The 20,824-nt window shown below is 61.8% G+C and carries 21 protein-coding genes; 7 read left to right on the forward strand and 14 right to left on the reverse strand.

Going from position 1 to position 20,824, the window contains the following annotated elements; translation table 11 throughout:
* Positions 1-70: 70 nt before the first annotated feature.
* The 3 genes from FHT69_RS15625 to FHT69_RS15635 form a co-directional block, all read right to left on the reverse strand.
* A complete protein-coding gene (locus tag FHT69_RS15625) occupies positions 71-2,650 on the reverse strand; it encodes a caspase family protein (RefSeq protein WP_183905592.1) in 2,580 nt (859 codons plus the stop codon).
* A gap of 222 nt (positions 2,651-2,872) precedes the next feature.
* Entirely contained in the window at positions 2,873-4,150 is a 1,278-nt protein-coding gene (locus tag FHT69_RS15630) for an L-fuconate dehydratase (RefSeq protein WP_097542613.1), read from the reverse strand.
* 211 nt (positions 4,151-4,361) lie between these two features.
* Positions 4,362-5,096 carry an SDR family oxidoreductase gene (locus tag FHT69_RS15635; protein WP_047611919.1) on the reverse strand — a complete coding sequence of 245 codons (735 nt, stop codon included), beginning with the start codon at positions 5,094-5,096 and terminating at the stop codon, positions 4,362-4,364.
* A 315-nt stretch (positions 5,097-5,411) separates the two neighbouring features.
* On the opposite strand from FHT69_RS15635, the gene FHT69_RS15640 reads away from it, so the two are divergent.
* The 6 genes from FHT69_RS15640 (at position 5,412) to FHT69_RS15665 (ending at position 9,297) form a co-directional block, all read left to right on the forward strand.
* On the forward strand, positions 5,412-6,197 hold the full coding sequence (locus tag FHT69_RS15640; protein WP_047611921.1) for an IclR family transcriptional regulator: 786 nt from the start codon (positions 5,412-5,414) through the stop codon (positions 6,195-6,197).
* Positions 6,198-6,267: 70 nt separating this feature from the next.
* On the forward strand, positions 6,268-6,582 hold the full coding sequence (locus tag FHT69_RS15645; RefSeq protein WP_183905593.1) for an ArsR/SmtB family transcription factor: 315 nt from the start codon (positions 6,268-6,270) through the stop codon (positions 6,580-6,582).
* Positions 6,579-6,938 carry an SRPBCC domain-containing protein gene (locus FHT69_RS15650; protein ID WP_028759066.1) on the forward strand — a complete coding sequence of 120 codons (360 nt, stop codon included), beginning with the start codon at positions 6,579-6,581 and terminating at the stop codon, positions 6,936-6,938. The genes FHT69_RS15645 and FHT69_RS15650 overlap by 4 nt, the downstream gene beginning before the upstream one ends.
* Positions 6,939-6,979: 41 nt before the next feature.
* The gene (locus FHT69_RS15655; RefSeq protein ID WP_183905594.1) at positions 6,980-7,591 is read left to right on the forward strand and encodes an ATP-dependent Clp protease proteolytic subunit; all 612 of its coding nucleotides are present in this window, start codon (positions 6,980-6,982) and stop codon (positions 7,589-7,591) included.
* A 112-nt stretch (positions 7,592-7,703) separates the two neighbouring features.
* The gene (locus FHT69_RS15660; RefSeq protein ID WP_183905595.1) at positions 7,704-8,540 is read left to right on the forward strand and encodes an amidohydrolase family protein; all 837 of its coding nucleotides are present in this window, start codon (positions 7,704-7,706) and stop codon (positions 8,538-8,540) included.
* A 352-nt stretch (positions 8,541-8,892) separates the two neighbouring features.
* A complete protein-coding gene (locus tag FHT69_RS15665; protein WP_028759063.1) occupies positions 8,893-9,297 on the forward strand; it encodes a helix-turn-helix domain-containing protein in 405 nt (134 codons plus the stop codon).
* 37 nt (positions 9,298-9,334) lie between these two features.
* Here FHT69_RS15665 and FHT69_RS15670 read toward each other — a convergent pair whose 3' ends face one another.
* The 11 genes from FHT69_RS15670 to FHT69_RS15720 all read right to left on the reverse strand — a co-directional run bounded on the left by FHT69_RS15670 (position 9,335) and on the right by FHT69_RS15720 (position 20,223).
* Positions 9,335-9,601, reverse strand: coding sequence for a hypothetical protein (locus FHT69_RS15670; RefSeq protein WP_004668299.1), 267 nt, complete (start codon positions 9,599-9,601; stop codon positions 9,335-9,337).
* 68 nt (positions 9,602-9,669) lie between these two features.
* Positions 9,670-10,413 (reverse strand): TfuA-like protein, encoded by a 744-nt coding sequence (locus FHT69_RS15675; protein ID WP_097596044.1) that lies wholly within the window; start codon positions 10,411-10,413, stop codon positions 9,670-9,672.
* Positions 10,410-11,672, reverse strand: coding sequence for a YcaO-like family protein (locus FHT69_RS15680; RefSeq protein WP_047611935.1), 1,263 nt, complete (start codon positions 11,670-11,672; stop codon positions 10,410-10,412). The genes FHT69_RS15675 and FHT69_RS15680 overlap by 4 nt, the downstream gene beginning before the upstream one ends.
* A 13-nt stretch (positions 11,673-11,685) precedes the next feature.
* Positions 11,686-11,829: a hypothetical protein gene (locus FHT69_RS15685; RefSeq protein ID WP_164735880.1), complete on the reverse strand. Its 144-nt coding sequence runs from the start codon at positions 11,827-11,829 to the stop codon at positions 11,686-11,688.
* 106 nt (positions 11,830-11,935) lie between these two features.
* Positions 11,936-13,888, reverse strand: coding sequence for a BTAD domain-containing putative transcriptional regulator (locus FHT69_RS15690; RefSeq protein WP_047611942.1), 1,953 nt, complete (start codon positions 13,886-13,888; stop codon positions 11,936-11,938).
* A gap of 325 nt (positions 13,889-14,213) precedes the next feature.
* Positions 14,214-15,566, reverse strand: coding sequence for a cytosine deaminase (locus FHT69_RS15695; protein WP_063475718.1), 1,353 nt, complete (start codon positions 15,564-15,566; stop codon positions 14,214-14,216).
* 32 nt (positions 15,567-15,598) lie between these two features.
* On the reverse strand, positions 15,599-16,570 hold the full coding sequence (locus tag FHT69_RS15700; protein WP_183905596.1) for a LysR family transcriptional regulator: 972 nt from the start codon (positions 16,568-16,570) through the stop codon (positions 15,599-15,601).
* Between the two features lie 2 nt (positions 16,571-16,572).
* A complete protein-coding gene (locus FHT69_RS15705) occupies positions 16,573-17,568 on the reverse strand; it encodes an isopenicillin N synthase family oxygenase (RefSeq protein WP_183905597.1) in 996 nt (331 codons plus the stop codon).
* An 87-nt stretch (positions 17,569-17,655) separates the two neighbouring features.
* Positions 17,656-18,450 (reverse strand): ABC transporter permease, encoded by a 795-nt coding sequence (locus FHT69_RS15710; RefSeq protein WP_063475721.1) that lies wholly within the window; start codon positions 18,448-18,450, stop codon positions 17,656-17,658.
* Positions 18,451-18,454: 4 nt separating this feature from the next.
* Positions 18,455-19,228, reverse strand: a complete 774-nt coding sequence (locus FHT69_RS15715; protein ID WP_097596047.1) for an ABC transporter ATP-binding protein — start codon at positions 19,226-19,228, stop codon at positions 18,455-18,457.
* Positions 19,229-19,233: 5 nt separating this feature from the next.
* A complete protein-coding gene (locus FHT69_RS15720; protein ID WP_063475723.1) occupies positions 19,234-20,223 on the reverse strand; it encodes an ABC transporter substrate-binding protein in 990 nt (329 codons plus the stop codon).
* A 44-nt stretch (positions 20,224-20,267) separates the two neighbouring features.
* On the opposite strand from FHT69_RS15720, the gene FHT69_RS15725 reads away from it, so the two are divergent.
* The gene (locus tag FHT69_RS15725; RefSeq protein ID WP_063475724.1) at positions 20,268-20,447 is read left to right on the forward strand and encodes a hypothetical protein; all 180 of its coding nucleotides are present in this window, start codon (positions 20,268-20,270) and stop codon (positions 20,445-20,447) included.
* Positions 20,448-20,824 lie beyond the last annotated feature (377 nt).

The raw sequence follows: 20,824 nt of genomic DNA on the forward strand, positions 1-20,824 counted from the left end.
GGAAGGTCGAGCAAAGCAGAACACGGATAATGAGCTTTCTTGTCATGAAGGGCGCCCCCAGATCGCCGTTTTAGAAGAGATCGTACCTCGGATTTCGCTTTACCCATGTCGCCTTGGCGAGCTGAACGAGCCTGTCGTCGAGCGACTTGGTCTTTGGAAGCGCCTTTTGCTCCTGAGCGGTCAACTCAGCGACGAAGGCTTTTTCCGCTTTCTTCTTTGCAGCGTTCGGCAAGGTCTTGAGTGCCGCATTTGCCTGGTTCTTCGGGTCGCCGCTGCCCGGCATATTGATGGCGGTGGCCAGCGCGAAATAACGTACCGCCGTTGCAAGGCTGTCAGCGTCCGCACCGTCGTCCTTCGCCAGTACCGCGCGGTCCAGCGCCCCCCAGTAGTCGCCGCGTTCCGCTCCGATCTCCAGCCACTTCTCTGCTTCCGCCTTGTCGGCGGCAACGCCGATGCCGTCCCGATACATGCGTCCGAGATTGGTCGGGGCGTAGGGCTGGCCGCCCTCCGCTGCCCGCGTGAAAAGGTCGAGCGCTTTCGGGAGATCCTCCGGGGCGCCTTTTCCGAAACGGTAGACCAGAGCGAGATTGTTCAACGAATAGATGTCGTTGCGCTGGACGCCGGCCTCGTAAAAACGGATGCCGCGCTCCGGATCGGCCGGAACGTTGACGCCGTTCAGGAAGATATAGCCAAGTTCGTTCATCGCATAGGTATGGCCGAGATCTGCGGCCTGCAGCATCAGGCGTAACCCCAGTTGCTGATCGGCCTTGGTGCCACGGCCGTAGTAGAGGGCTTTGCCGTAGCTGTGCAGGGCGAAGGGATCGCCCTTGGCCGCACCACCCTTGGCGATCTCGCTTGCCTTGGCTGCGTCACGCGGGACGGAAGCACCGAATTCGTAAAGGCTCGACAGTTCATAGATCGCCCGGACATGCCCGGCATCCATCGCCTTCGTGATCGTGGCAAAAGCCGTCTTCGTATCGCGATTGGCAAGCTGGGCGCGGCCGAGCTGGTAGACGAAACGCGCCACCTCGGGATAGGCCTTGACCGCCTCCGTGCAGGCCGGCAGTGCGGAGGCGGGGTCGATCTCGTTCGGCAGTTTTCCGGCGGTCACGCCCTGCAGGTCGAGGGGTGCCGCGGCCGCGGTGTCGCAGGCGTCGAGCGCCGGTTTGAAGGTGATGGTGGCCGGCGCCAGGTCGTCATTGGCGGCCTGCAGCGTCAGGGCGAAAGGCTGGTTTTCGGTGCCGATCTGCGGCTCATACGAAAGCGCCGGAATATCCGCGGCCTCCAGCACGTGGCCAAGCCCGATCACCCGCTCTCCGGCGCGCAGTGTGCCCTTGTCGGGCAGGGCCGCGACCTTGAAGGTCATTTCGGCGGCCGATGCCGGGACGGCAGGCAGGCCGGCTTCGACGGGGCCGACGCCGATCGTTGCGCTGACGTCGCGCGGCAAGGTCTTCAAATAGGCATCGGCATCGGCAAGCCGCACCTGTTTTTGCTGTTCCAGCTGGGCGAGCTTGGCGCCGGCATCCGCCGAGACGGTGATCGCCACCACGCCCTGCGTCGCCTGGCCATAGGGGTCGCTGACGGTATAGCCGATCAGGCCGACGGTGCCGGCGGCAACGCCGGATGAATCATAGGTCAGCGCCGTCAGGGCTGCGGCCGGTATCTTCGCGCCCTGCTCCACGGGTTTGCCGTCGAAGCTGAGTTTGCCGGTCTTCGGAAGCTGGTTGAGGGTGACGAGCAACGCCGAGCCGGTCTCGTCATGCGGCGGGGCGATCGGCAGTTTGGTGGCAGCGGCTCCCTCTGGCACGCTCACCTGCTGCATCGGTTCGACGCTCGGTGGCGGCGGCGCCGGAATGAAATAGAAGCTGTCGGTCAGCGAAGAGTTTTCCCAGGGAACCTGCTTGCCGCCGGTCATGGCGATCACATCGCGGCGCACATCGGTCAGGACCTGGCGGATTTCCTTGTTGGGTTCGCTGGCGCGCTTGATGAAGGATTCGGAATAGGGGCTGAGAGCACCTGTGCCGTCGAGCGCCACCTGGCCCGGTTCGGTGGAGAAGGCGATCAGGCTGCCGAGATCGCTGTCGATGCGCGCCAGTCCGCGCGTGGCGCCGACCGGTTCCAGCTTTTCCGCCATCCAGAATTTCTGGGCGTTGAAGGGATTGTTGCGGCAGGCGTCGAGGAAGATCAGCTGCACCCGCGAATTCTGCTTGAGATGGTTGAGGATCAGGTCGAGCGGCATGGTCTGCGTCTCGACGTCATAGGGCGTCTCCAGTGTCGCATCGACCGGCACGATGAAATTCTGGCCGCCGACCTGGATGCCGTGACCCGAATAATAGATCAGGCCGGCCTCGGCATTGCTGGTCGAACGCAGGAAGCGGCGCACCGTATCCTCGAGCCCGATGCGATCGACATTGACGCCGATCGTCACGTCGAAACCGGCCGCGCGCAACGTGCTGGCGACCTCTTCTACATCATTGGCGGGATTGGGAAGCGAGGGCAGCGTCTTGTAGACCGAGTTGCCGATGACCAGGGCGACGCGGCGCCCGCTCTCTTCCGTGATGGCGGCATGTACGGTGCCGATCGACAGCAGCATTGCCGCAACGATCAGCAAATAAGCGCACAGTCTCCTGACGTGGTGAAACTTTGGCATGGCTCGATCGCAAACATCTATTGTCCAGAGTTCAATAAAATTTGCTGGCCTGCTGGTGCTGGGCCCCCTCCGCATTCACACAACGAAACTATTCCTCGACGCTTCAAAAAGCAAGCTTCGTCGCCTCCAAGTGAATTGGAGCAGTCCCGTCAGATTGGAAGCCCGTCATCGACAAGAAAGACTGTCGAAATCAGGAATTTAACATGCGGCGGCGAAGTTTCCTTAACCTCGAAACGTATAGTTGCTGATCGAGGCCGGTTTCATCTCGATAGAGAAGCCCGGCAAGGTGGGCGGCATATAGGCGGCGTTCTCGATCCGGCAGGGGTCGAGGAAGTGTTCGTGCAGATGGTCGACATATTCGATGACGCGGCCGTCCTTGGTGCCGGACACGGCGACATAGTCGATCATCGACAGATGCTGCACATATTCGCAGAGGCCGACGCCGCCGGCATGCGGCCAGACCGGCAGACCGAACTTGGCGGCGATCAGCAGCACCGAGAGGACCTCGTTCAGCCCGCCCATGCGGCAGGAATCGATTTGCACGATGTCGATCGCGCCCTCGGCGATGAACTGCTTGAACATGATGCGGTTCTGACACATCTCGCCGGTCGCGACCTTCACCGGGCTGATCGCCTGGCGGATCTTGCGGTGGCCCGCGACATCATCGGGGCTCGTGGGTTCCTCGATGAAGAAAGGCTTGGCGAAGGAGAGCGCCTTGACCCAGTCGATCGCCTGGCCGACATCCCAGACCTGGTTGGCGTCGATCATCAGGTAACGATCGGGACCGATCACCTCGCGGGCGATCCTGAGGCGGCGGATATCGTCTTCCAGGTCGCGGCCGACCTTCATCTTGATATGGTCGAAGCCGGCGTCGATCGCCTCCTGGCAGAGGCGGCGGAGCTTTTCGTCGCCATAGCCGAGCCAGCCGGCCGAAGTCGTGTAGCAGGCATAGCCGTCTTTTTCGAGGATGGCGATGCGTTCGGCCTTGCCCGCCTCGGCGCGCTTCAGGATCTCGACCGCTTCGTCGCGGGTCAGCACATCGGTGAGATAGCGGTAATCGACGATATCGGCGATCTCTTCCGGCGACATCTCGGCGACGAGCCGCCAGACCGGCTTGCCGGCCTGTTTGGCCAGCAGATCCCAGACGGCATTGACGACCGCGCCGGTCGCCAGATGAATGGCGCCCTTGTCCGGGCCGATCCAGCGCAGCTGGCTATCGCTGGTCAGATGCCGCCAGAATCGGCCGGGATGGGCGAGAATCTCGGCAAGATCGGCGCCGACGACGAGGTGGCGCATCGCCTTGATCGCCATGCAGCAGATGTCGTTGCCACGGCCGATGGTGAAGGTCAGTCCGTGGCCGGCAAGATCAGGCGCGTCCGTATCGAGAATGACATAGGCGGCCGAATAGTCCGGATCGGGGTTCATCGCATCGGATCCGTCCAGGCTTTGCGACGTGGGAAAGCGAAGATCGAAGACGCGAAGATCGGTGATGCGGGTCATGATTGTTCCTCCCGATTATAATTGTAGGGGGCCGATGGCGGCGGCCCTATCGGCCGGCGGTGCCGCCGGCCGCGTGATCGGCTAAAGCGCGTTGCGATCTTTCAGATTCGCTTCTCACGCTTTACGTCTTTGTTTTACGCAATTCCCGGCAAAACCGCTTCGCGCCTTGCCTGGGAAAACCGCTGCGCATTTCCCCTGGAACTGCTCTCAATCAGATCGTCCAGCCGCCGTCGATGGCGATGGCCTGGCCCGACGTATAGGTCGCGCCGGCGAGATAGACGGCGAGATCGGCGATCTCCTCCGGCGAGCCCAGCCGGCCCATCGGCTGGCGGGCGATGAAGGCGGCGCGCGCCGCATCGTAATCGCCCTGGGCGCGCATGCGGTCCTGCAGCGACGGGCTTTCAACCGTGCCGGGGCAGATGGCGTTGCAGCGAATGCCCTGGCCGACGTAATCGGCGGCGACGGATTTGGTCAGCCCGATCACCGCCGCCTTGGTGACGCCATAAGCGAAGCGGTTCGGCACGCCCTTGATGCTGGAGGCGACGGAGGCCATGTTGACGATGGACCCGTCCTTGCGTTCGATCATGCCCGGCAGCACGGCCCGGATGGTGCGGATCATCGCCTTGACGTTGAGGTCGAAGGCGAATTCGAGATCGGAATCCTTCATCTCGAGGATAGAGCCGGCATGAACGAAGCCGGCGCAGTTGAACAGCACGTCGACAGCGCCGATCTCGGCGACGAGGGCCGTGACCGCATCGTCTTCGAGCACGTTCAGTCTGTGGGTGGAAACGCCGGTTTCGGCGGCCAGCGTCGCCAGCGCCTCGGTGTTGATGTCGGTCGCGTGGACCTTGGCGCCGACCGCGGCAAAGGCTGTCGCCGTCGCCCGGCCGATGCCCTGGCCGGCGGCGGTGATGAGAACGGTCTTGCCGGAAAGTCTGTTTGTCATATCACGGGCCTTTTCTGGAATTGTCTATGCTGGACGACGGAATGCGGTTTGTCTTGATGAGGCTCGGGGGCGAGGCTCGGGCCTTTGCTTATTTTGCGCGCTTCGACGGTCGTCCGGCAAGATATTGTTGGCGGCTTGCCGCCCAGTCCTGGCGCCGGGAAGGTCACGCGGTTTCACCTGATATCGGGCGACGTCTTCAGTCATGATTTGTCTGTTTATAGACAAACAGACGATTGGCCAAGGGTCAAGCGTGAAGTTTTCCTTTTCCGGCTGCAGTTCTGCGTATATGCAGAATGATATTCACAGGAGGAAGGAATGGAGACCGACGAGTCAGACCGCTACCGCGCTCCTGCCCTCGACAAGGGCCTCGATATCCTGGAACTGCTCGCCGGTGTCGATACCGGCCTCACCCAGGCCGATATCGCCAAGCGGCTCGACCGCAGCCCCAATGAATTCTACCGCATGCTCGATCGCCTGGTGCGCCGCGGTTATGTCACCCGGCTGGACGGCGATCGCTATTCGCTGACATTGAAGCTCTTCGGTCTTGCCCAGTTGCACGCGCCGGTGCGCCGGCTCGCCTCCTATGCCACGCCGCTGATGCGCGATCTCGCCCAGCGCACGCGCCAAGCCAATCACCTTGCCGTCTTCGATCGCGGTGCGGCGGTTGTCATCGCTCAACAGGAGGCGCCTGACTATTGGGGGTTCTCGATCCGCATCGGCGCCCATATCAGCCTCTTCGACACCGGTTCGGGGCATGTGCTGCTCGCCTTCCGCAGCGAGGAGGAGCGGGAGATGATGATCTCGGAACATGTGCGCAGCCGCGCCGACATCGAACTCGGGCCCGAATTCTACGACCGCCTCGAGCAGATCCGCGAGCGCGGCTACGAGATGATGGCAAGCGCCCAGACGGCGGGCGTCTACAATCTTTCCGCCCCGGTGCTCGGGCCGGACCGACGCTGCATCGCCGCCCTCACCTGCCCGTTCATCGCGCTCGTCAATGCGCCGTCCGCGCCCGATATCACCCAGACGATCATGCTGGTGCAGAAGACCGCCGCCCAGCTTTCGCTGCTCGCCGGCGCCGATGTCGGCCATTCCGGCTGACGGGTCCCCTCGGAAAAGCCCGTCGCGAAGCAGACTTGCGAATCGCATAAGTTCGTGCTTATGTGTCGGCATGATCGAGAATGACATTTTCCGAGCCTTGGCCGACCCAACCCGCCGCGCGATCTTCGAGAAGCTGGCGGCGGGCGGCATGAACGCCAGCGCCTTGCGCGCGGGCATGGAGATCAGTCAACCGGCAATGTCGCAACATCTCTCGGTTTTGCGGAGCGCAAAGCTCGTGAGGGAAGAACGGCAGGGGCGTTTCGTGAATTACGAAGTCAATCCGGAGGGACTGGCTCTCATCGCGCAATGGTTGGCGAAATATCGTGCCTACTGGCCTGCCCACATCGAAGCTCTCAAGGTCTTGCTGAAGGATATGGACCAATGAACGACGGAAAGGCCACCGAGCATAAAGACGGCATCGAACTGGAATTCGATCTGGATGAACCGCCGCACAAAGTCTGGCGTGCAATCAGCATCCCCGAATTTCGGGAAAACTGGTTACCAAAAGACGCTTTGGCCGATCCCGAACCGGCCACTATCACACCTGGCGAGGAAGTCCGTTATAGCCTGCGCGACAACGCTCCACCTTTCCTTGAAAGCTCGGTGACGTTCACGATCGTCCCGAACGCGACCGGCGGCACCCGCCTGCGCATTATCCACGAACTGACCGACGCGAGGCTCGACCGGATGGCGAAAGCGGCCGCGAACAGCAACAGTCCGCCCGTCATGCTCGCCGCCTGACGCGGCAAGCCCCTTAAATTCTGGAAGATTGGAGTTCGCCGATGCGCGAAGCGATGCAACTCGTCCCTATGGTCATAGAACAATCCAGCAGAGGAGAGAGGTCTTTTGACATTTACTCCCGTCTTCTGCGCGAACGCATCATTTTCCTCAACGGCGAGGTTAACGATACCGTTTCCGCCCTTGTCTGCGCGCAATTGCTGTTTCTTGAAGCCGAGAATCCAAAGAAGCCGATCAATCTTTACATCAATTCGCCGGGCGGTGCCGTGACCAGCGGCCTCGCCCTGTATGACACCATGCGCTTTATCCGCGCGCCGGTTCATACGCTTTGCATGGGGACAGCCCGGTCAATGGGATCGTTCCTGCTGATGGCAGGCGAGGCCGGTGAAAGAGCTGCATTGCCCAACGCCAGCATCCTCATTCACCAGCCCTCCGGTGGCTTCCAAGGGCAGGCTTCGGACATGCTGATTCACGCCGAAGAAATCCTCAAGACCAAGCAGCGCATGACGCGGCTCTATGCGCAGCATTGCGGACGCTCCTATGAAGACTTCGAGCGCGGGATGGATCGCGACCGCTTCATGACGGCGGAAGAAGCAGTGGAATGGGGTCTTATCGACCGTATTCTATCGGTTCGGGAAGACACGGCCAGCCTATAAGCTGTCGCGGAAATCCAACAAAAGTTGGAATTTTTGACCGCCGGGAATTTCTATTTGAACAATCCATTCACCAGGGATAGGTTGCCGCAAAACCACTCTTGGAGGAGAGAGCGTGTTCATCGACACCCATCTGCACATCATCGATCGGTCGGCGCTGCCCTATCCCTGGCTTTCCCAGGCGCCCGCTCTCGATCGTGATTTCCTCTACGAGACCTATGCGACTGAGGCCCGGCGCTGCGGCATCACCACGGCGCTGCATATGGAGGTCGACGTCGATCCCGCCGCCATGCAGGCCGAGACCGATCACGTCGCCGGCATCTCCAAAAAGGAAGGCAGTCTGCTTGCCGGCGCCATCGTCTCCTGCCGACCGGAGGAGCAAGGTTTTGCCGCCTATCTCGAGCGACAGAAGGCCGATCCCTTCGTCAAGGGGTTCCGCCGCGTGCTGCATGTCGTGCCCGACGACGTCTCCGAAGGCGCCCTGTTCCGCGAAAACATCCGGCGCATCGGCGGCAGCGGCCTGACCTTCGACCTCTGCACCTTGCCGCATCAGGCAGGCCGGGTGGCGGCCCTCGTCGATCTCGCGCCCGATGTGCAGTTCGTGCTCGACCATTGCGGCGTGCCCGATATCCGCTCGAATGCCTTTGAGCCCTGGAAGGCCGGCATATCCGAAATTGCCCGGCGGCCGAACGTCGTCTGCAAGGTCTCGGGCGTCGTTGCCTATGCGGATGCCGAGACCTGGACCGCGCAAACGCTGCGGCCCTATATCGAACATGTGATCGCAAGTTTCGGATGGGATCGTGTCGTCTGGGGCAGCGACTGGCCGGTCTGCACGCTCGGCGGCGGCCTCTCCACCTGGGTCGCGGCGACCCATGCGATGCTTTCCGGCGTTGGCGAGGCCGAGCGCTCGAAGCTGCTTTTCGCCAATGCGCAGCGTCTCTGGGCGTTCTAAAAAGCACCGCCCCAAAAGAGCGCAGTGGTTATCAAAGACTTAAAGCGCATCTGCATGGACCGGGTGAAGCAACGCTCTTCGCTCATTGTTTTTATGCATATCACCCCCGGATTCGCTGCACACGCCCCGCCGACAGGCGTCAACATCACGAAAATAATGACGTGCCCGGCAAAAGTGCTACTTTGGCATGTTTTTTGCTGGTGATGTGTGGTGAGATAATGACGCAGACGCGTTGTATCGGTTTGGGACGACTTACAACCGAGCAATTGCTAGCTTTATTCATCTCGGGTAAAAGTTGTCAGGCGGAGATATGGCAAATGGCCAGATCTCCGCTGTATCAGGAGGGAAATAAATGAAAGAAGAACCGCACTCAGTAGATGTTCACGTCGGAAAGACGATCCGCATCCAGCGTCTGTTGAGGAAAGTTTCTCAGACGGAACTGGGAGATCGTGTCGGCGTAACGTTCCAGCAGATCCAGAAATACGAAAAGGGTTCCAACCGCGTTTCCGCCAGCATGCTGGTCGAAATCGCCGGCGCGCTGAAGGTCGATGTCAGGACGTTTTTCGACGACCTGTCGACCCCTGCTACGGCCAACGACAACCCTGCTCCAAGCGAGGAATTCGTTATTTCGCGCGAAGGCGTCCTTCTCAATGCGGCGTTCTTTTCGATCAAGAACGAAGCTCTTCGCAAGAAGATTTTGAAGCTCGTCCAGGCGATCGCCAACACCGAACAGTTGGACGCTGACGCGGCCGAATAAACCGGTCCTTCACGCAATCCAACGGGCCGCATGAGGGTCAATGGCGATCGATCAGAATTAGATTCTCGCTGGCATCCTTCATTGCGATCTTGGCTTTGCTGCCGAGCAGCTTCTCGAGATTGACGTCAAGCTCCCTGTCGGGATCTATGCCGTCCCAATCGATAACGACCTGCAGCAGCGCCATGTTCGTCAGGTGCATCAGATTACGCAGCTGAAGCTTTTCAGCCTCCTCCTTGGCTGCCGACAGCAGCCGGAAGATCCTTGCGTATTCGCTGCCTGTACCTTCGTTGTGTTGTTCAAACATCGTTCCCGCCTTCGTTGGCCGTGAAACCCTACGATTCCATCCACTACTGCATCTTTGTGCCGCGACCGTTATTCAAGCGTTACAGCAACCGCATTGCGCGTGACTTCGGCGTGCAGGAGGTCCCAGTGCGAGGTTGCGGCAAAGTGCCAGTCACGGTTGACGGGAAGGAATTTGTCCCTGCGCAGCCATTCCAATACCAGCCGCGCGTCGTTGCGCTTGCGCTCGACGCGGTTGCCGCGAATGGCGGCGAGGATGTGGTCGCGGCGCGGTTTACGGAAATGGCACTCGTCGGCCACCTTCGCATAGGTGCGCTCGGAAAAATGCAGGAAACGGCCGGCAAGCAGAAGCTTCTTGCGCTCGCCGGGTGAAATCTCGCCGCTGGCGTAAAGCGCATCGATCGTCGGCTCGAAATCGACCCAGGGCACGGAAAGCGGCAGCCAGCCAAGTTCCTGCGGCGCATGCACCAGCGCGACGGCCTCGTCGTCGAGCAGCCGCCCGGACTCATAATCCTCGAAGATCGAGCCGAGCCCGACCATGCCGAAGGGGGCGCATTCGGCTGCCCGCAACGCGCCCATGCTGGCGCCGCCGGCAACGGCGACATCGTGTTCGAGCGCGTACAGAATTTCCTTGTGCCAGACCGAAGGCAGATCGCCGAAATAGCCGTCGACGAGGCCGATCGCGGTGGCGCCGTCCTCAACGGCTTTCAGAATGTCGCCGGCGGCGGCCGGCGGCCGGAAGTCGATGCAGGAAGACATCGCCCTTGCCGCGGCAAGATCGCTGCCCAGGCTCGGGCCGACGAACAGCACCTTCATGATTCGGCTCCTCTTATGGTGTTGACAGCGCGCATGCCGAGCTGGATGTACTGGCCTGAGATATCGACCTCCAGGCCGGGCACGATCACTCTGACGACGGAGACCGGCAGGGCCGGGTGCGGAAACGGCACGACGACGATCTGCTCGATGCCGGTGGCCACCAGCCGGTCGGCAATATGGCCGATGGTCTCCTGGATCGTCGCTTTGCGGTGATGACGGGGCTGGAACGGGCGCATCCGGCCGTCGCCCTCGCACAGTTCGACCACCTGCTGCATCGCCGCACTCCTGTCGAGCCGCTGATAGATGCGCGGCGAGAAGTCGTCGCGGCTGCCGGCAATCGCAGTTAGCCGGCTCTGCGCCGCTTCGGTAATGGCGCGCAGCGCGGCGCGCACGGGATCGGGGTGGCAACCGCAGCCGCCGCAGACATGCGACCAGCGCGCGTCGACACGGTCGGAAAGATTGCCGGGCATGATGACGGCCAAAAAGGCGGGAATACCGATATCCGTCGTCATGTCGAGCAGCAGCAGTTTCATGCCGGCGCGGGTGATCCGGTCGGTCATGACGTCGATCACCGCATCGCCGAAGGAGGCCGGGTCGATGCGGCTTTCCTTCAGGCGCTCCGGCGATTTCAGCTGGGTCAGGGCCCAGGCGTCACGCTCCACCAGCTCGCAAAGCCCATGCAGGACCGCCTCGGACGGCGTGTTGCCGGAGGCCAGCCCATCGCTCGACTGCTCGAAGCCCGGCGGCCTCTCGCCGCGATGGTCGAGACCGACAAGCCACCAGGGTACGAAGACGCTGCTGCCGGACAGGATGTCGAGCCCGGAGCACCAGGGAATGGGACGGCTGCCGATCTCGTCGGGCGCGCAGCGTGCGACATTGTCGAGGTCGATCATGGCGGCACGCTCCGCCCGCATGCTCTCGACGGTCGCCTGCGTCAGGTCGGCGGGGGCAATTTCGGCGATCCGCGTCTCGACCGCCTCCATCGCCGCCGAGGTCATGGCGGCCTCGTTGTCGATGCCCTTGCCCTGAAAGACCGAGAGCGTATGGCTGTTCGGCCTCGTTGCGAAGGCGACGGGGATGTTCAGGACGTCGAGCGCGGTCAACAGACCGACGCGGGTGATGCCGAATTCGCGCAGATGCGGCCTGATGGCCGCGAAGGTCTGCGCCGGCGTGACGGCGCGGTCATGATAATCGCTGACGCCTGCCGATGATCGTTTGAGGTCACCGGCAAGCGTTTCAAGGTCGGTGAAAGCGGACATACCGATTTGTTCCTTAGCGGAACCTCAGCGCATGCGTCAGGCTCTCGAGCGCATTGGCGGAAACGTTGAGTTCATCCTGCTTCATGGCTGCTCTGGCAGCTGCAGAGAAGCGCAGCGACGGTGTCTGAACTGCAGTGCTTTCAGCATTCGTCTTCATGTTCCATCTCCGATTGGTTGGGCAGCGCCTTGCTGCCGTTAACCATCAGAGGGAAACATTACCTGCGTCATTTAAGCGTTACAGGCTTCGTTAAAAGGCCGCGCAATCAGGGAAGACCGGCAAGATGCAGGCCCTGTATCAGCGGTTCGGTATAGGCGGGATCGCGATCGGGGACGAAATGGCGGATATCCTCGCTGCGGAAATCGGGGAAGTTTTCCAGCACCACCCTGGCATAATTCCTGGCCTTGGCCGTATCGCCCGCCATAGCATGCGAGGCGGCGAGCAGGCGGGCGGTTGCCTGCTTGGCCTTCACCGGTTCCAGCGCCTCGATCGCCATTTCATACTCTTCGCGCATGAAATGGATGCCGCCGAGGTTCCAGTAATAATAGTCCGGCGGCAGCGGATTGAGTTTGAAGGCCGCGCGGCTGAGCTCCAGCGCCCGATCGAAATCGCCATCATGGGAAAGCGCATCGGCGAAATCGGCGAGGATGTCGGCATCATTGGGATTGAGATCCTGGGCCTGCTGGAAATATTCCAGGCTTTCGTCGAAGCGGCGGCGATAGAGCGCCACGAATCCGAGCTCGCGGTAGGCCCGGCCGCTGTTCGGGTCGGACTGCTGCGCCTGCCGGGCAGCGCCGTTCGCCTCATCGAGCAGTTCCTTGTCGCGCATGCCGCGAATCAGCCATTCCATACCGAGCGCGCGCGACACGCCGGCATGCGCAGCCGAGAAATGCTCATAACGATTGAGCGAGGATTTGAACCATTTGCGCGCCTGGCGCAGATGCTGCAGATCGGTCTGGGCGATCAGCCGCTTGCCTTCCAGATAGAGACGATAGGCGGACGGCGGCGCCTCGCCGATCGGCATCGCCAGTTCGTGGCGCTCGATCGTGTCGGCGAGCGAGGAAACGATGCGCCGCGTCAGATGCGCGAAGGATTCGCTGATCTTCTGCATGACCAGCGGCAACTCGATGGCCCAGATCACCTCCGATGTCGTCGTCCGTGTCAGGCGGCAGGTCGCAAAGACATCCTCATCGCGGCCCTGGATGGTGACGTAGACCGCATAGTCGAAGCTGAGGTCGAGCGGACCGGACACGGCGCGCGACGGATCGATCGAACGGCTGAGGATTTCCAGACTCGTATGCGCCGCGATCACCTTGAAGCCGCGCTGCTGACTGAGGCCGATGGTGACGTCTTCGAGAAGCGCCCTGCCGACGCGCTCCATCAGCGGATCGGTAAAAATGCTTTCCGGCGGCAGGATGATGATGCGCGGCTGGCCAAGCAGAGTGATCGCGAGGTTCGGCCCCGGCTGGGAATGGCCTGAAGCCGCTTGTGCCGCCGGCACCAGGTTCAGTTCGCGGGCAAGAGCGGTGGTGCTTTCCTCCGGCTCGGTGTCGAAGTCGTCCTTCAGCTGGCTTTTGCACTTCAGATAGGCCTGACGCGCCGCTGCCGGATCGTTCATCCTGACATAGGTGCGCATCAGGGCACGATAAGCAGTCTCACTGGCAGGATCGAGTTCCAGCAGGCGCCTGGCAAGCGTGACCTGCTCTTCATCAGATCTATCGTCTGATGTTTCGACCAGCCGGGCGAGATGGGTGGAGCGCAATTCGTCGATGCGCTGGCGCTCGAAGGTCAGCCAGTCCTCGGCGCCCTGCGTCGGCGATTTGACGCCTTCGAGCAATTCGCCGTTCAGGAGGCCGCCGTCTTCGGGTGCGAGCGGCCCTTTCTGTTTCAGGATATGAACATCGACCTCCCAGCCGGCGGCAAGGCCGATATGGGTTCGGGTCGCGGCCAGCAGCGGCGGAAGGTCGGCGGGAATGCTCTGTTCGATGCGCGCCAGGAGCTGGCGCAGACTACCTGCCCGCTTTTCCGGCAGCTCCGATTGCCAGAGTTGCCGCCTGACGGTTTCGCGGTCGAGTTCGAGATCGGCTTCGGCAGCAAGCATGGCGAGAAGAAAATAAGACTTCTCCGGCAAGGGGAGTTCCTTCCCCGCCGCCAGCAATCGCGGTCTTCCGAGCAGGCACAGCCTGTTCGTCGACATTTGCCCGGATGTCCGTTGCATCTCGGTTCTCACCCCCGAAAGCCAAGGCGCGCAAACGCACCGGCGGTCAAGACATCATGTTAAAGCTATAAAGCCGCCGCGCATAGCGGCTTTGCTATAAAAAAGAAGAAATTTCATCGATTATTTGCATTTTCGCATGTCGCTCGCCGAGAAGATGCTTTGCCAACACTTCCGTGAGGATGCGGCTTGCGTTCCCTGGCGGCAGGTTATTGAGCAAACGACGGCCCGTATTACGGGCTGTCCCCGACAAAATCGGCGCCGCGCTACAGGCCAAGCGTCTTGATGTGGGCTTCGCCGGTCCGTTTTTTGTCTCCCAGGGAGCGGCTCAAGGGGTCGGGAAATCTGTGAGCATGCTGTAGGAGGGCAATGTCCTGTTGGCGAAGATCCCCTTGCGGAGGAGGACGCGGTCGGAGTGCGGACGGGCGATAACCTGGTCGAGGCTCCAGGCTTCGAGGATCATCAGGTCTGCCGGCCGACCGGCGCCGATCGTACCGACGTCGATGCCCATGACGCCAGCAGGTGCCGGGCCGGCAAGAGCGGGCGCATCCGCGTAAGGGTGGTCGAGATGAAGGATGCGCACCGCTTGCCGCCAGGTGTCCAGCATGTCGTGATCGCCATAGGCAAAGAACGGATCGCGGCAATTGTCGCCGGCCGCGGCGACCGGAATGCCAGCCGCCTGCAATTCCTGCACGGGCGTGACCCCGCGCCAGCGCGGCGTGCGGCCGTCTTCGCGATCCTGGAGATACATGTTGACGGTTGGCAGCGTGATGATCGAGAGGCCGGCATCGGCGATCAGCGCGATCGTGTCCCGCAATTCTTGCTCGCCCAGAAGCGCAAGCGAACAGCAGTGGCCGCATGTCACGCGCCCCTCGTAACCGTGGCGGATGGCGGCACGTGCCACATGCGGCAGGGAATCCGCCTGTGCCGCCTCGTCGACATGGAGATCGACATCCAGTCCCCGTTCCTTGGCCAGCGCAAACAACCGGTCGAGCAGCAGATCGATATCGTCGAGGCCTGCCCCATGGGTGCCCCCGGAGGCGCGGGTGACGCCGCCGAGCAAGCCGCCGTGGGCGGCAACGATATCGGCAAGGCGGGCGCCATAGTCGCCGCGATAGGCATCGAGCGGCACGAGGCCGGCAGCCTGCAAGGTGATGCGGCCTTTCCAACGTTCGCGCATTTCGGCAAATGCGCTCCAGGTGATTTCCGCCTGCCCCTCGTGGCTGTCGAGATGGGTGCGGATAGCGGCCACGCCATGGGCGTCGGCCGTTGCAAGACCGAATTCCATCCGTCGCAGGAGATCGTCGGCATTCCAGTGGGCAAGCCGGTCCGCCGTCGTCGCGGCGCGCGCGCCGGGATGCGTGCCGCCGGAATCGGGCGCACGTCCCATGGTGTGACCCTTGTCGAGATGGGCGTGCGCGTCGATCAGAAGCGGCCAGACGTGGCGGCCGTCGAGCGCGACTGCATCTTCGCCACCATCGGCAAGGGCCGGCGTTATCGCGGCGATCTTGCCGTTCTCGACCAGAATATCGACGAGGGCGGAGCCGTCCCGATCCACCTCCGCAGCACCAGGCACGTCATTTGCAAGCAGCGCGACCGGAACGCGCGCCTTCGCAAGACGAATGCGCTCCGGTCTCGCCAGACGGGCGGCAAAGCTGGGAAACAGCGAAAGATCGTTCATGGTGAGTCTCGATTGGATGGGTTACCGAGCGGTCAGTTCTCGTCAAACGAGGCGAGCAGACGCTCCTGCGCGAATTGCATGAAATGGCTGCCTGCGGGCGAAAGCGAGCCGCGGGCGCGGTGGAGGATATTCAGCCGTTGCAGCGAGCCGGTTCCCGTCAGCGGAATGAAGACCAGGTCGCCGGTCGCCATTTCGCGGTCGACATCGAGCCGGTTGAGGAAGGTGATGTGAGGCGTTGTCCGGGCAAGGCGCTTCATCAGTTCCATCGAATTGGTCTCGACGACGGGAACAAGGGTGGCACGCGCCGGGGCAGTCGCCTCGACGACCTCGCGCAGCGACAGCGATCGATCCGCCAGAACCAGCGGATAGAGCAGGCAATCGGACATGCGCACGGTCCTGCGGTTTGCGAGGGGATGGGCGGGCGCCACGACGGCTCCCAGCGCATGGTGGAATTCGGCGGCGCGTTGCAGCCGAGTATCGTCCGGCAGGTTGTAGGCAATGGCGATATCGGCCTGGCCGAGTGCAACCATCTCCGCAACAGTCGTCCGGTCGCCGACCATGATGCGCAGGCTGACCTGCGGATTTTCTTCTCGGTAAGCGGCAACGATTTCGGCAATCCGACCCGCAGCGAGCGTTGCCATGGTCGCCAGCGCCACCTCGCCGCGATTGAGCCCCTTGAGGGACTGGATCTGCGACCGCATCCGCTGATGCGCCTGCAGTGTCTCGCGAATGTGCTGGATGAGGATTTCGCCGGAACTCGTGAGCTTCAGGCCGCGCGGCAGGCGCTCGAAAATGGGTGCCTGCAGCTCTTCCTCAAGCTCCAGGATATAGCGGTTCACCGCGGAGGCGGCGACATGCAATGTCCTTGCCGCCTTGCGGATGGAGCCCTGTCGGGCCACCTCGTCTATATAACGCAGCGCGCGTCCATGAAGCATGATGGGTCCGTTGCCTGACGGGAGTCGGATTGACCGTTCCACGATGTCACCGCAACGGCCCATCTTCAACGTCACTTCTTGGCGAAATTGGCGTTGATGCGCCGGGTCAGGTATTCGCCGGCGGTGATCGCCTCGTATTTGCCGAGCGGACCCTCAATGACGGCATCGCGGTTTGCCTGGCAGAAGAAGGGCAGGGACAGTCGGCGGCCCATGTATTCATTCTCGCGCGGCATACGCACCCGGTGCAGCGTCGACTGCAACTGGTCGTCCGACCAGCGCATCAGCATGTCGCCGATGTTGCAGGTGATATAGCCCTTGCGCGGCGGAACGTCCGTCCATTCCTTCAGGGCTGCATCCTTGCCCGGGCACACCTGGAGCCCGCCTTCGCCCTCCTTCTGGTGAAGAATGGTCAAGCAATCGAAGTCCGAATGCGCGCCGGCACGCCACGACGTGAAGTCTTCCGGCTTGGCGCCTTCCATCGACATGTAGTGGATGAGGCGCAGCGTCGATTGATATTGGTCCGAAGACGGGTCATGCGCCTTGGTGAAGAAATCCACGGCAAAGCCCATCTTCAGCGCGAAGCAGGAGAGGATGCGCATGCCGAGTTCCCAGTTCTGTCGCTCGAAGCGGAGCATCTTTTCGCGGAAGCCCGGAAGATCGTCTTCGCTCGGCCACAGATTGAGGCGGATCATGTCCGGCAGGGTGAGCTGGAAGCTCTCCTTGTTATCCGGCGTACCGGTGGAGGGACGGACCTGCGCCCTGAACTCCCAGCCGGCATTGATGCCCTTCGGCATCGGGGTTTTCGCCTTAACCTCCACCGGCAGTTCGAAGAATGTCCAGGCCGTGTCGAAGGCCGCGTCAATATCGTCCTGGGCGATGCCGTGATTGTAGACCTGGAAGAAACCGATATCGACCGAGGCCTGCCAGAGTTCATCGGCGATCTCGTGCTTGCGGTGGTCGAAGTCAGAAAGGTCGATGACGGGGATTTCCCGGTCAACGGTCGTGCCCATGCCGCCGATGGTCGCTTCCTTGGCGAGTTCCGCGAGGGTGTCTGTCTGGATATTCATATTATTCTCCTTACGTGAGTGCCGGCGAACCGGCGGTTGAGGAGCAATGTCCGGGCAGGGCCCGACTGCTTCTACTCCGGATGGATTTCAGCCGTTTTTCGGCAGGCTCCAGGGAAAGAGGAGCTTCTGCGTCAGGACCACGGCCTGAAATAGCAAGAGCGACATGGCGGCGAGCAGCAGCAAGCCGGCCCAGGCCTGTGGCAGCTTGAACAGGGAGGTCGACAGTTGGATGAAATAGCCGACGCCGGCTTCGGATGCGCAGAACTCCGCAACCACGGCGCCGATGACGGCAAGCGTGATCGAGATTTTCAGCGCCGAGAAGATGTAGGGCACCGCAAACGGCAAGCGTATCTGGGTGATCTCGCGGAAGCCCGAGGCGCGCAGGCTTCGCGACAGCTCGATCAGATCCGGCGGGGTTGCCGCAAGGCCCGTTGCGGTCGAGACGACGAGCGGAAAAAAGGTGATGAGACAGGTGATAACGATACGTGGCGCATCGCCGGCTCCGAGCACGACGATCATGATCGGCGCAATCGCCACCACCGGCGTCGACTGCACTACGACGAGCAGCGGATAGAGCGTTCGCGACAGGAATGGCGAGCGCATCATGACCACCGCGAGCGGAATGGCGATAAAGATGGACATCGCATAACCGATCAGCGCCACCCGCAACGTCGCGGCGATGTGCCCGATCCAGCGCTCGAAGCCGATGGAGGAGAACGAGCCGAGGATCGCGCTTGGCGGCGGCAGCAGATAGGTCGGGATCGACAGGAGCCGCGCGACCGCTTCCCACAGCAGCACCGTGCCGATCAGGGCCGCGGCGGTCGCAATGCCCGGCAACGCCAGCACCTGCTTGAGGAGAGCAACCGGTGTGCGGCTCCGCATGGCCTCACGCCGCCTGACGGGTGAGGAGGAGATCGCGGAGGTAATTGGAGAGGTCATGGATCGCCTTGTCCTTTGCAGTTTCAGGGCCGCGTGGCCGGCCGACGGGGACGGTGACTTCGGTCAGGATCGAGCCCGGACGTCCGGTCATCACCAAAACGCGGTCGGACAGAAGCGCCGCCTCACTGACGGAGTGGGTGATGAAGACCACGGTCTTCGGGCGTTGGGAAAAGATGCGCAGCAGATCGAAGCCCATCACCTCGCGTGTCAGGGCATCCAGCGCCGAAAAGGGTTCGTCCATCAGCAGGATATCCGGATCCATGAGCAGCGCGCGGGCGATGCCGACACGCTGCTGCATGCCGCCGGACAGTTCGTCCGGCAGGCGTTTCTCGAAGCCGGCAAGCCCGACCATGCTCAGCAATTCACCCGCCCGCCCGCGCTCCTCTGCCGTTACCCGGCCGGTCTTGTGGCGGGCGGGAAATACGACATTGTCTTCGACAGTCGCCCAGGGAAGCAGCGTCGGCTTCTGGAAGACGATCCCGATGTCGTCACGCGGGGCCGTCACCGGCAGACCGAAGACGTCTACCGAGCCGGATGTCGGCTTCAACAGGCCGGCGATCATGCGCAGCAGGGTCGATTTCCCGCAGCCCGAAGGGCCGAGGATCGAGACAAATTCATGCCGGGCCACATCGAAACTGACGTCTCGCAGGGCTTCCGTGCGCCCGGACCGAGTTTCGAAAACTTGTCCCAGCCTGTCGAAGCGGATAGCGGGCATCGCCATCGAGGTTACTCCGTTACGGCGAAGGTGCGGTTGACCATGGTTTCCGGATCGAGCTTGGCCGGATCGATATCCTGCGCTTCAGAGACACGGCGCCAGGTTTCGGCGAGACGGGCGGCTTCGAAGCCGCCGAGGCCGTCCTTCTCCGTCACCTCGTTGAAGATCAACGGCAGCGTGTCCTTGAGCGAACCCTGGACGTCCTCCGAGCCGAGTTCCGGTACCATGGTGGTGACAGCGGCGGCAGCCTTCTCCGGATTGTCCTTGGCGAATTCGACCGATTTCTTGTAGGCGGCGATAAAGCGGGCGGCGACCTGCGGACGCTTGGCGAGGAAATCGTCGCTGGCGATGAGGGATGCGGAATAGAGCTCGAGCCCGGCTGCCGACCATGGCAGGGCAACGATCTCCTTGCCAGCTTCCTTGCCTTGGTTGCTGTAGCGCGTCAGGTCGGTCATCCAGGCGATGATGCCATCGGCATTGCCGGTCATCAGCATCGGGCCAAGTGCGCCGGGATCGGCTTTGATGAGCTTGATATCCGCCATGTCGATGCCGGCATCCTTGAGCACCAGCGGCAGGTAGACATTCGACGATGTGAAGGGCGACGTCGCGATCGTCTTGCCCTTGACGTCAGCGACGCTTGCGATCGAACCGCCCTTGGCGACGTAGAAGGCATGCGGCCCCTTGTTGAACAGCGACATGACGGCGGTTACCTTGACGCCCTCATTGGCGCGCGCGGCCATCAGGGCGCCGATATCGGAAATACCGATGTCGGAGGACGCCGAGGCAAGGCGCGATATGGCGTCGGTCGAGCCGCGACCGGAGGCGATCTCCACCTCAAGGCCGGCGTCCGAACAGAAACCTTCCTGGATACAGACGTAGATCGGCGCCTTGTCGCCACCCGGCAGCCAATCGAGCTGAAAGATCACCTTGTCGGCGGCGGAGGCGGCGCCGGCAGAAAGGATTGCGGCAAGTGCATAAAAGGCAAGCTTGGTGCGGGACATGGGTCGACCTTTCGCAATTGGTGTTCGATTTTTAAGGACGGATAGTGATCGGCGACGCGCTCCGGATCGAAGCCATCTGCGACGAGCCCGGCAATTGCGCAATCGCGTTTTTCAGGGCGCTTGCTGGCCAGGCATACAAAACAACGCTGCGCGCGAAGATGATCAGGTCCAGCGTCGATCTCTGCGGATTTCGGGGCGAGATCACTGGTTTTTCCCTGCATTAGGACATCCTCTCGACAGGTTTACCCGTCGAGCAATGTCCAGAACCGAGGCTCAGACCGCTTCTACTCGCAGGTCGTTTGTCTCATGAATATCCGGCGTTCTGCAAGATTTTAAACGCTTCAATTCTTGTGCTGAAAAAACAGGCGAAGTCCACGGCATTGAGATCGAAGTGGGCAGGATCGTCAATTATGTGATTGAAATAACAGAAACAATTTCTCTGTAATCGAGCGGTCCGGCGGCTGAAAAATAAGCGTTCTAATATTTAGAGCGCTTAGCTCGTAATTTTCTTGCCGCACCTTCAGCTGGCATCTGCGTTTTCCGGCGCATTTTTCTTGTGAGCGACCCGCATCTGGACAGTTTCCATTGCCTCCTTCGTATG

Source organism: Rhizobium sp. BK008 (assembly GCF_014197345.1).
Taxonomy (GTDB): domain Bacteria; phylum Pseudomonadota; class Alphaproteobacteria; order Rhizobiales; family Rhizobiaceae; genus Rhizobium; species Rhizobium anhuiense.

What these genes read in the sequence shown, in the direction of transcription:
- FHT69_RS15715 (WP_097596047.1), bottom strand. Translation starts at nt 19,228, where the DNA reads ATGGCGATGCCCGCTATCCGCTTCGACAGGCTGGGACAAGTTTTCGAA.
- FHT69_RS15630 (WP_097542613.1), bottom strand. Translation starts at nt 4,150, where the DNA reads ATGACCCGCATCACCGATCTTCGCGTCTTCGATCTTCGCTTTCCCACG.
- FHT69_RS15670 (WP_004668299.1), bottom strand. Translation starts at nt 9,601, where the DNA reads ATGTTTGAACAACACAACGAAGGTACAGGCAGCGAATACGCAAGGATC.
- FHT69_RS15710 (WP_063475721.1), bottom strand. Translation starts at nt 18,450, where the DNA reads ATGCGGAGCCGCACACCGGTTGCTCTCCTCAAGCAGGTGCTGGCGTTG.
- FHT69_RS15650 (WP_028759066.1), top strand. Translation starts at nt 6,579, where the DNA reads ATGAACGACGGAAAGGCCACCGAGCATAAAGACGGCATCGAACTGGAA.
- FHT69_RS15665 (WP_028759063.1), top strand. Translation starts at nt 8,893, where the DNA reads ATGAAAGAAGAACCGCACTCAGTAGATGTTCACGTCGGAAAGACGATC.
- FHT69_RS15705 (WP_183905597.1), bottom strand. Translation starts at nt 17,568, where the DNA reads ATGAATATCCAGACAGACACCCTCGCGGAACTCGCCAAGGAAGCGACC.
- FHT69_RS15680 (WP_047611935.1), bottom strand. Translation starts at nt 11,672, where the DNA reads ATGTCCGCTTTCACCGACCTTGAAACGCTTGCCGGTGACCTCAAACGA.
- FHT69_RS15695 (WP_063475718.1), bottom strand. Translation starts at nt 15,566, where the DNA reads ATGAACGATCTTTCGCTGTTTCCCAGCTTTGCCGCCCGTCTGGCGAGA.
- FHT69_RS15635 (WP_047611919.1), bottom strand. Translation starts at nt 5,096, where the DNA reads ATGACAAACAGACTTTCCGGCAAGACCGTTCTCATCACCGCCGCCGGC.
- FHT69_RS15625 (WP_183905592.1), bottom strand. Translation starts at nt 2,650, where the DNA reads ATGCCAAAGTTTCACCACGTCAGGAGACTGTGCGCTTATTTGCTGATC.
- FHT69_RS15645 (WP_183905593.1), top strand. Translation starts at nt 6,268, where the DNA reads ATGATCGAGAATGACATTTTCCGAGCCTTGGCCGACCCAACCCGCCGC.
- FHT69_RS15685 (WP_164735880.1), bottom strand. Translation starts at nt 11,829, where the DNA reads ATGAAGACGAATGCTGAAAGCACTGCAGTTCAGACACCGTCGCTGCGC.
- FHT69_RS15655 (WP_183905594.1), top strand. Translation starts at nt 6,980, where the DNA reads ATGCGCGAAGCGATGCAACTCGTCCCTATGGTCATAGAACAATCCAGC.
- FHT69_RS15675 (WP_097596044.1), bottom strand. Translation starts at nt 10,413, where the DNA reads ATGAAGGTGCTGTTCGTCGGCCCGAGCCTGGGCAGCGATCTTGCCGCG.
- FHT69_RS15640 (WP_047611921.1), top strand. Translation starts at nt 5,412, where the DNA reads ATGGAGACCGACGAGTCAGACCGCTACCGCGCTCCTGCCCTCGACAAG.
- FHT69_RS15690 (WP_047611942.1), bottom strand. Translation starts at nt 13,888, where the DNA reads ATGCAACGGACATCCGGGCAAATGTCGACGAACAGGCTGTGCCTGCTC.
- FHT69_RS15720 (WP_063475723.1), bottom strand. Translation starts at nt 20,223, where the DNA reads ATGTCCCGCACCAAGCTTGCCTTTTATGCACTTGCCGCAATCCTTTCT.